The organism is Bradyrhizobium sp., assembly GCF_049586575.1.
In the GTDB taxonomy this organism is placed as follows: Bacteria; Pseudomonadota; Alphaproteobacteria; order Rhizobiales; family Xanthobacteraceae; genus Bradyrhizobium.
Genome location: NZ_JBAVCF010000290.1, coordinates 1 through 8,711 on the forward strand (window position 1 = coordinate 1; position 8,711 = coordinate 8,711).

The following is an 8,711-nucleotide window of genomic DNA, read 5'->3' on the forward strand; positions in this document are numbered from 1 at the left end:
ATGTCGGGCGGATGTTTCAGGCGATCCATGTCGTCATAAGCCTCATCGGCGAAGGCAAGCCCAAGCTGGTTTGGAATCACCAGCGCCTGACAGGCCGAAAGAATCAGCCGCAGCGCCGCCAGCGCCCGCGAGCCGCCGAGCCTGTTGCGTGAAGCTCCGGCAATTGCAAAGGCGCGGCCATGAAACACCTGCCCCCGGCTTTCATGCGCATCCTGAACGCGGCTGACCCAGTCGATTGCGTTCTTGAGCAGCGGAGGAACCGACGCGTTGTATTCCGGCGTCACGAACAGCACGCCGTGATGGGAGCCGATCATGCGCTTGAGATCGACCGCGTTCTTCGGCACGCCCGACTTCGTCTGCAGGTCGCCGTCGTAGATCGGCAGCGGAAAGTCGGCGAGCGAGAGCCGCGTCACCTCGGTACCGGTTTGCGCGAACCGATGCGCGGCCACGGCGGCAAGCTTCGCATTCAGCGAGCCGGTTCGCAGCGATCCGGGGATCACCAGGATTTTCAGCGCAGCCATGATTTAAGTCGCTTCAGCCCTTACCGTCAGGCAGACGGCTTAGCCCTTGCGATACACCCAGACGCGGGCGGGCGGAAGGTTCATCCAGACCCGCTCGGAGGCTTCGGTGGAAACGCCGGGCAGCGATTTGGGGATCGGCGGCGCCACCGAATAGGTGAACTGCACGAAGGGAGCTCCGGGCGCGAGCGTCAGAAAGGCATCGCGAATGAGCCGGAGCCGCGTCTGCATTGGCTTCGTCACCAGCGGCAGCCCGGATACGACCGCGCTGGCAGGCTGAGCCAGCACCTGGCGCAGCGACTCGCGCAACCGGTAGGCGTCGGCCTGAACCACCTTGGCATGCGGATAACGGTCGCGGAGAAGCGCGCAAAAACCTGGATTGTATTCGACCAGCACCAGACGCTTCTGATCGATGCCGCGCTCGATCAGCGCACTGGTGATCGCACCCGTCCCGGGGCCGAGTTCGACGACCGGGCCGTTTGAATCGGCATCGACATACTGAGCCATGGTGCGCGCGAGCATCCGGCCCGACGGCATGACCGCTCCCATGTGAAGCGGCTTTTCAATCCACGATCGGAGAAAACGAACTTCGTCATCGAGACGAAGGGGTTTTTTCAACGCACGCGCGGAGGATTGCAGTGGCATTGTCGCTACCAGGCGGGACCGCTTTCGCGGCGTGTCAGAAAATGGTCATAAAGAGGTATAGGTAGCCAGCCATCCGGTCAAGCAAAACGCGCTTTCTGCGTGCCTGCAAGAGATCGCCGATGTCGCAATAAGACGCTGCGGTCATTGCCGTTTTGCGCGCAGCCCCAATCGAGCCAAGCAGCTTTACGTGCTGGCACGATTGCCGAAGAAATCCTTAACTTTGGCAAAGAAACCCGCGGCTTCCGGATGAGTTGCACCGGAGGATAACTTTTCGAATTCGGCCAGCAATTCCTGCTGCTTCTTGGTCAGATTTTGCGGTGTTTCGACGACGACCTGAACATACATGTCGCCGGTCTGGCGCGAGCGCAGCACCGGCATGCCCTTTGATGCAATGCGGAAGCGCCGGTTCGATTGGGTTCCCGAAGGTATCTTCACCTTGGTCTTGCCCTTGTCGATGGTCGGCACATCGAATTCGCCCCCGAGTGCGGCGGTCACCATCGAGATCGGCACCCGGCAATGCAGGTCGGCGCCATCGCGCTGAAAGAACTCATGCGCGGTCAGCGACAGGAAAATATAGAGATCGCCCGGAGGTCCGCCACGCAGGCCCGCCTCGCCTTCGCCGGCCAGGCGAATGCGCGTGCCGTCTTCGACGCCCTGGGGAATATTGACCGAAAGCGTGCGCTCGCGCGTCACCCGGCCTGAGCCGGCGCAGGACGGACAGGGATCCTCGATCGTCTGGCCGCGGCCCTGGCAGCCCGGACAGGTCCGTTCCAGCGTGAAGAATCCTTGCGCCTGCCGCACGCGCCCTGCGCCGCCGCACACGGAGCAGGCCTTCGGCTTTGTGCCGGCCTTTGCGCCCATGCCGGAGCAGGACTCGCAGGTCACCGAGACCGGAATTTCGATCTGCGCGGTCTTGCCCTGGAAGGCTTCCTCGAGGCTGATTTCCATGTTGTAGCGCAGGTCCGCGCCACGTTCGCGGCCGCCGCGGGCGCGCTGGCCGGCCATGCCGAACAGGTCTTCGAAAATGTCGGAGAAGGAGGATGCAAAGCCGGCGCCGAAGCCCGGGCCAGCGCCGCCGCCCTGTTCGAAGGCGGCATGACCGAACCGGTCATAAGCGGCCCGCTTGTCGCCGTCCTTCAGGACCTCGTACGCCTCGTTGATTTCCTTGAAACGGATTTCGCTGGTCGCATCACCCGGATTCTTGTCCGGATGCCATTTCATCGCAAGCTTGCGAAAGGCCGCTTTGAGTCTGGTTTCGTCCGCGTTTCGATCGACTTCCAGCGTCTCGTAATAACAGCGCTTGGTAGACATCCGTCAAACCCGCCCGAAGTTCAGCAAAATTAGATTCCAGTGTGGTTTTGGATTTGACATTCGACTTGAGAATTCGCCGCGACGCTGAATCGAATGTCAAATCCACCACACTGAGTTCCGATGCGGCTCACAGAATGCCGCTTTCGGCTTAACGAAAAATAACCCCCACCCCTTTCGAGACGCCCCTTCGCGTACTCGCAAGAAGTGGGGGGTCATGATCCCGCTGCCTTAAGCAGATTTCTTGTTGTTCTTGTCGTCGTCGACTTCGGTAAATTCCGCGTCGACCACGTCATCCTTCGCGGCATCCTTGGCCGCATCGGCCTCGGCCTGCTGCTTGTACATGGCTTCACCGAGCTTCATCGAAGCCTGCGCCAGCGTGTTGCTCTTGGCCTTGATCGCTTCGGCATCATCGCCCTTCAGCGCTTCCTTCAGATCGCTGACCGCATCCTCGATGGCCCGGCGCTCGGTGTCGGCGACCTTCGAGCCATGCTCGGCGAGCGCCTTCTCGGTGGAATGCACCAGCGCGTCAGCATGGTTCTTGGCATCGACGGCTTCGCGACGCTTCTTGTCTTCGGCCGCATTGGCCTCGGCGTCCTTGACCATCTTATCGATGTCGGATTCCGACAGACCGCCGGATGCCTGGATCCGGATCTGCTGTTCCTTGCCGGTCGCCTTGTCCTTGGCGGAGACGTTGACGATGCCGTTGGCATCGATGTCGAAGGTCACCTCGATCTGCGGCATGCCGCGCGGCGCCGGCGGAATGCCCATCAGGTCGAACTGGCCGAGTATCTTGTTGTCGGCCGCCATCTCACGCTCGCCCTGGAAGACGCGGATGGTGACCGCGTTCTGGTTATCCTCGGCGGTCGAGAACACCTGGCTCTTCTTGGTCGGGATCGTGGTGTTACGGTCGATGATGCGGGTGAAAACGCCCCCCAGCGTCTCGATGCCGAGCGAAAGCGGCGTCACGTCGAGCAGCAACACGTCCTTGACGTCGCCTTGCAGCACGCCGGCCTGGATCGCCGCGCCAATCGCCACGACTTCGTCCGGGTTGACGCCCTTGTGCGGCTCCTTGCCGAACAACTGCTTCACGACTTCCTGAACCTTCGGCATGCGGGTCATGCCGCCGACCAGCACCACTTCGCCGATCTCACCGGCGGTGAGGCCGGCATCCTTCAGCGCCTTGCGGCAGGGCTCGATGGTCTTCTGCACGAGATCGTCGACCAGCGCCTCGAACTTGGCGCGCGTCAACTTCATCGTCAGATGCTTGGGGCCGGTCTGGTCAGCCGTGATGAACGGCAGGTTGATTTCGGTCTGCGTGGTCGACGACAATTCGATCTTGGCCTTTTCGGCGGCCTCTTTCAGGCGCTGCAAGGCCAGCTTGTCGTTGCGCAGGTTGATGCCCTGCTCCTTCTGGAATTCATCGGCGAGATATCCGACCAGCCGCATGTCGAAGTCTTCGCCGCCGAGGAAGGTGTCGCCGTTGGTCGACTTCACCTCGAACACGCCGTCGCCGATTTCGAGAATCGAAATATCGAAGGTGCCGCCACCGAGGTCGTACACCGCAATGGTGCCGGCCTTGGTCTTGTCGAGACCGTAGGCGAGTGCGGCTGCTGTCGGCTCGTTGATGATGCGCAGCACTTCAAGGCCGGCGATCTTGCCGGCGTCCTTGGTGGCCTGACGTTGCGCGTCGTTGAAATAAGCGGGAACCGTGATGACGGCCTGGTCGACCTTCTGGCCGAGATGGGCCTCCGCGGTCTCTTTCATCTTCTGCAGGATGAAGGCGGAAATCTGCGAGGGAGAGTAGGTCTTGCCGTCGGCTTCGACCCAGGCATCGCCGTTGGACGCCTTGACGATCTTGTAGGGGACGAGCTTCTTGTCCTTTTCCACCATCGGATCGTCGTAACGGCGGCCGACGAGACGCTTCACCGCAAAGAAGGTCCGCTCGGGATTGGTCACCGCCTGGCGCTTGGCCGGCTGGCCGACGAGGCGTTCGCCGTCGTCGCTAAAGGCGACGATCGAGGGGGTCGTCCGCATACCCTCGGCATTTTCGATAACTTTGGCGTTTTTGCCATCCATGACGGCAACGCACGAATTCGTGGTGCCGAGATCGATCCCAATGACCTTTCCCATGGTCCTCATATCCTTCTTTTTGCGGCAGGTCGGCTGGGCCCTGACGGCGCCCTGATCCGGACCCCCAACGATCAAATACTCGCGATATTGCGACGGTGAGCCTCATATAGGAGGGGGTGCATGGCCCGCAAGGAGGTTGGCGCAACCTTCGTCCGCAAAAACCCGCAACCTTTAAAGATAGTTTCGAGGCAAGGCTATGGCCGGGCTGCCTCCCCCGGCATAGGACCCGCGACCCTTGCCGCCATGCCGCTGTTGCCGGAGCGGCAAAACCGTTAAAAGCGCACTGGACCCTCCAACGGGGAGTCGGCCCCGCCGACGTCCTCTATCGGACGGCCTCAATCATTACCTGAGAAAATCGCCGATGAAGCCTTTCCGACTATTTTCCGCCCTCGCTTTGCTGGTCGTCGCCATGGGGGGCGCCTCCGTCAGCGTCCTGGCCGCCGACCCGGTTTTCCCGCCGGGGGCCCGGATCGGAATCACGCCACTGGTGGGTCTTGTGCCGGCCAAGGCCTTTAGCGGGTTCGAGACGGAGGATCAGAGCGTCAAGGTGCTGATCGCGGAGCTTCCGACGGCCGCCTATGGCGAGGTCATGAATGCCTTCAAGACCAATCCGGCGATCGCCACTAGCGCCGCCAAGCCGGAGAGCCTCGAGACCAGCGCCGGAACGGCCTATTACACCGCCGAAACCGCCAAAAGGGGATCCGTCGTCTTTCGCCACTATTCCATGATCCTGCCGGGCGGCACCTTCTCGGGCTATGTCGACGTCCAGGTCCCGGAAAACGCTACCAAAATCTACAGCGACGACGCAGTCCGGCAGATGCTTGCGTCGGCCGTGATTCGCAAGGAAGTTCCGGTCGCCGAGCAACTCGCTCTCATGCCGTTCAAGGTCGCCGATCTCGGCAACTTCAAGAACGTTCGTGCCTTGGGGGCGACCGGCGCCCTGCTGCTCGCCGACGGCAATGAGACCGACGGCTTTGAGATCGCGCCCTTCATGATGATCGGCGTGATGGGGGCGATCCCCACACAGCCTGACGATCGCGCCCGTTTTGCCGAACAGGCCGCCCGCGCCATTCCCGGAATGCATACCGGACGGATTACGATGTCCGAACCTGTCCGCATCGACGGCATGGCCGGGTATGAGACGCGGATCGATGCCACCAGCGGCCGGAACGAGACGCCGGTCACGCTGGTGCAGTGGTTGCGATTCGGCGGCCAAGGCTCGTTGCGGATCATCGGCAGCGCTCCGCGCGATCAATGGGAGCAGGCATTCCCACGCTTTCGCGCGGTGCGTGACGGGATTGAACCGCGCTAATTGCTGCTTCTTTGACCTTCCGCCGCCAGTAGTCCGATTCTAACATTCGCATGCATTCGCAGCGGGCACTTTTGCGAATGTTAGAATTATAGGACCACTAGCAAATACAGGGTTTCCAGTGGAGTTTACGGGCTGCCATTCGCTTTCCGAGCTTGCGGCTAGGTAGGTAGCGAATGTCAACTCCACTCCGCCAGCCTGATTTGCTAACGTTATCATCCCGGTAAAAAGGAGTTGCGACATGCTGAACCGAAGACAGACCCTCGCAGCGTTGGGTAGCCTTGCCATGACCGCGACCGCCTCACGGCCGGTCTGGGCCGCGGCCTCGATCAAGATCGACGACGCTTCGGCGCTGCTCGTGATCGACGTGCAAAACTGTTTCCTGCCGGGCGGCAGCCTTGCGGTGAAAGAAGGCGATCAGGTCGTGCCGGTCATCAACCGGCTCGCCAAGGGTTTTGCCAATGTCGTGATGACGCAGGACTGGCACACCGCCGGTCACGTTTCCTTCGCGTCATCCCATGCCGGCAAGAAGCCGTTCGAGACCATCGACCTTCCCTACGGCAAGCAGGTGCTGTGGCCCGATCACTGCGTCCAGGGCACCGACGGCGCTTCGCTGTCGAAGGATCTGTCGATCCCGCAGGCCGAACTCGTCATCCGAAAGGGATACCACAAGGACGTCGACAGCTATTCAGCTTTCACCGAGGCAGACGGCAAGACGACGACGGGGCTTGCCGCCTATCTCAAGGCGCGCAACCTGCAACGCCTCTTCATCGCCGGGCTAGCCACCGATTTCTGCGTGGCGTGGACGGCGATGGACGCGCGTAAGGCGGGCTTTGAGGCCTACGTCATCGAGGACGCCTGCCGCGGCATCGACACCCAGGGTTCGCTGGCGAAAGCCTGGGCGGACATGGCCACCGCCGGCGTCAAGCGAATCCAGTCCAGCGATATCGCGTTGAGCTGAATTCCAACCGTGACGCAAGTGACCCTCTCTCCCCGTGCTTACGGGGAGAGAGTTGGAATGAGGCATCTTCGTCGGCTGAATTGGTGGTGGCTTCCCTCATCTGGATCGCGCTTGCGCGATCCGACCCTTGCCCGCAAGCGGGGCGAGGTGAAGCGAGTTCTCGTCGCATTTGCCACGAGAATTCCTCAAACTCCTTGAACAGCTTTTCTAAGAACCAAGGCGTGAGATGCCGCGATGACCACCGAAGCAATGAGCAGCCCGGCCTCAACGCCGTGAACCTTTGTAGGGATATAAGTGGATGCGATCCAAATTAACAAACGGACCGCGAGGGCAATGCCTACCACTCCCCAAAGCCCGATGGCTTTAGATGCGTACCAGGTTGGCCGGCCGTCGAGGCCCCACTGCATTGCAATTCGATCACCGCGGATGCGCCGGCCAAAGTAGAGGTTGCATGTCGCCATAAAGGCGACACTCGGCCAGAAGACGAAGTCAGCGTTCAACACCGCATGCTCTCCAGATGCACGATCAGACCGAGATTTTGCGGCAGGACGAGTTAGGAGACTTCTAACCCAAAGCACCTGGCGACGAGCAGACATTTCATGCCTGCCTCGAACGATCTGCGTCGCTATCCTGCGGTCAGGCCACAAACAGTCCGCGCAACTACGGCGGCTTGGCTACCATCTCAAAAATGAGGGATATAAGGACCTGTGACTTGGCGGTTAGAAATCCAGAATCAAACGATCGCTCCCATGACGATCCCATTCGAAAAGCTCAAAGCTCGTCTCCTGGCCAATCCGAAGGTCAAAGCGGAGTACGATGCACTCGCTCCAGAGTTCTGCCGCCGAGCTGCTCAGGGCTCGTCTGCGCGCCGGCCTGTCCCAAGCCGAACTGGCGACGCGGATGCGGACCAGCCAGTCCACGGTCGCCCGGCTTGAAAGCGGTCAAACGCTACCGAGCACGAAGGCGCTGCTGCGCTATGCCGGGGCGACCGCCAGCAAATTCCATGTGCGGCTGTCGGCGGCTTGATGCGGCTCTTGCTTGCAGCGGGCCGCCAAATCGCACAAAGCGACGTCTTGACACACGTTCTTGTAGTGCCATATTTGTAGTTACAACAAAGGAGGCGGGTGCGATGGACGTGGGACCGGGATAAGGCGGCCGCAAATCGCCGCAAGCACGGTCTGTCATTCGAAACCGCGATGCTTGTGTTTGACGACCCTCTCCATGCGTCGAGACCGGACCCACACCCGGACGACGATCGCTGGCACACTATCGGACAGGTCGGACCGGTGTTGTTGCTTGTCGTACATACCTGGCCCGAAGAATCGAAAGAAGGCGAGCAGATCGGCCGCATTATCAGCGCCCGCAAGGCCACCGCACGCGAAAGGAGAGCCTATGAAGAAGGGAACCTCTAAGCGGTTGACGTCCGAGCAACGAGCGGAATTGAAGTCGCTTGCGGCACTCCCCGATCGGGCCATCGATACGTCAGATGCGCCGGAGCTGCTGGACTGGTCAGGGGCCAAGCGCGGCCTTTTCTATCGACCCATCAAGCAGCAACTAACTCTTCGGATCGATGCCGATGTCATTGCCTGGTTCAAGAGTCAAACGACATCCAATGAAGGCTATCAGACACGGATCAATCGAGCGTTGCGCGAATACGTGCAGGGACAGGCAGGCCGCGTTCGGCGATCCAGAGCTTAAGTCACCGCCTCCCCGGGATTAGTTAGGCCTTAACCATTAGCTCTGCTGCTCGTTACTGTTGGCAGGCGCCGGCGCCTTGGCGCCGCCCTTGGAAACGCCGACCAGCGCAGGGCGCAACACGCGCTCGCCAATCGTATAG

Annotated in this window: 10 protein-coding genes and 1 pseudogene; 5 read left to right on the plus strand and 6 right to left on the minus strand. The window is 61.0% G+C overall.

Annotated features, from left to right (window positions below; all coding sequences use genetic code 11):
• The 4 genes from WB528_RS11210 to dnaK form a co-directional block, all read right to left on the minus strand.
• Nucleotides 1-521: NADPH-dependent FMN reductase (locus tag WB528_RS11210; protein WP_423888480.1), on the minus strand; the 521-nt coding region annotated here is incomplete at its 3' end.
• 39 nt (nt 522-560) lie between these two features.
• A complete protein-coding gene (locus WB528_RS11215) occupies nt 561-1,163 on the minus strand; it encodes a class I SAM-dependent methyltransferase (RefSeq protein ID WP_423888481.1) in 603 nt (200 codons plus the stop codon).
• A gap of 183 nt (nt 1,164-1,346) precedes the next feature.
• Nucleotides 1,347-2,474 (minus strand): molecular chaperone DnaJ, encoded by a 1,128-nt coding sequence (gene dnaJ / locus WB528_RS11220; protein ID WP_423888482.1) that lies wholly within the window; start codon nt 2,472-2,474, stop codon nt 1,347-1,349.
• Nucleotides 2,475-2,702: 228 nt separating this feature from the next.
• Nucleotides 2,703-4,604, minus strand: coding sequence for a molecular chaperone DnaK (gene dnaK, locus WB528_RS11225; protein WP_423888483.1), 1,902 nt, complete (start codon nt 4,602-4,604; stop codon nt 2,703-2,705).
• Nucleotides 4,605-4,965: 361 nt separating this feature from the next.
• On the opposite strand from dnaK, the gene WB528_RS11230 reads away from it, so the two are divergent.
• Nucleotides 4,966-5,916: a hypothetical protein gene (locus tag WB528_RS11230; RefSeq protein ID WP_423888484.1), complete on the plus strand. Its 951-nt coding sequence runs from the start codon at nt 4,966-4,968 to the stop codon at nt 5,914-5,916.
• A 238-nt stretch (nt 5,917-6,154) separates the two neighbouring features.
• The gene (gene pncA / locus WB528_RS11235) at nt 6,155-6,874 is read left to right on the plus strand and encodes a bifunctional nicotinamidase/pyrazinamidase (RefSeq protein ID WP_423888485.1); all 720 of its coding nucleotides are present in this window, start codon (nt 6,155-6,157) and stop codon (nt 6,872-6,874) included.
• Between the two features lie 185 nt (nt 6,875-7,059).
• On the opposite strand, the gene WB528_RS11240 is transcribed toward pncA, so the two are convergent.
• Nucleotides 7,060-7,374, minus strand: a complete 315-nt coding sequence (locus tag WB528_RS11240) for a hypothetical protein (protein WP_423888486.1) — start codon at nt 7,372-7,374, stop codon at nt 7,060-7,062.
• 316 nt (nt 7,375-7,690) lie between these two features.
• On the opposite strand from WB528_RS11240, the gene WB528_RS11245 reads away from it, so the two are divergent.
• From WB528_RS11245 to WB528_RS11255, 3 genes are all read left to right on the plus strand, one after another.
• On the plus strand, nt 7,691-7,900 hold the full coding sequence (locus WB528_RS11245; protein ID WP_423888487.1) for a helix-turn-helix domain-containing protein: 210 nt from the start codon (nt 7,691-7,693) through the stop codon (nt 7,898-7,900).
• A 98-nt stretch (nt 7,901-7,998) separates the two neighbouring features.
• Nucleotides 7,999-8,286 (plus strand): BrnT family toxin, encoded by a 288-nt coding sequence (locus WB528_RS11250; protein WP_423888488.1) that lies wholly within the window; start codon nt 7,999-8,001, stop codon nt 8,284-8,286.
• Complete coding sequence (locus WB528_RS11255) at nt 8,267-8,572, plus strand: BrnA antitoxin family protein (protein WP_423888489.1); 306 nt, start codon at nt 8,267-8,269, stop codon at nt 8,570-8,572. The genes WB528_RS11250 and WB528_RS11255 overlap by 20 nt, the downstream gene beginning before the upstream one ends.
• Before the next feature lie 36 nt (nt 8,573-8,608).
• Here WB528_RS11255 and WB528_RS11260 read toward each other — a convergent pair.
• Nucleotides 8,609-8,711 (minus strand): annotated as a pseudogene (locus WB528_RS11260) (nucleotide exchange factor GrpE); the annotation flags it as partial.

What these genes read in the sequence shown, in the direction of transcription:
- WB528_RS11215 (WP_423888481.1), bottom strand. Translation starts at nt 1,163, where the DNA reads ATGCCACTGCAATCCTCCGCGCGTGCGTTGAAAAAACCCCTTCGTCTC.
- dnaJ (WP_423888482.1), bottom strand. Translation starts at nt 2,474, where the DNA reads ATGTCTACCAAGCGCTGTTATTACGAGACGCTGGAAGTCGATCGAAAC.
- dnaK (WP_423888483.1), bottom strand. Translation starts at nt 4,604, where the DNA reads ATGGGAAAGGTCATTGGGATCGATCTCGGCACCACGAATTCGTGCGTT.
- WB528_RS11230 (WP_423888484.1), top strand. Translation starts at nt 4,966, where the DNA reads ATGAAGCCTTTCCGACTATTTTCCGCCCTCGCTTTGCTGGTCGTCGCC.
- pncA (WP_423888485.1), top strand. Translation starts at nt 6,155, where the DNA reads ATGCTGAACCGAAGACAGACCCTCGCAGCGTTGGGTAGCCTTGCCATG.
- WB528_RS11245 (WP_423888487.1), top strand. Translation starts at nt 7,691, where the DNA reads ATGCACTCGCTCCAGAGTTCTGCCGCCGAGCTGCTCAGGGCTCGTCTG.
- WB528_RS11255 (WP_423888489.1), top strand. Translation starts at nt 8,267, where the DNA reads ATGAAGAAGGGAACCTCTAAGCGGTTGACGTCCGAGCAACGAGCGGAA.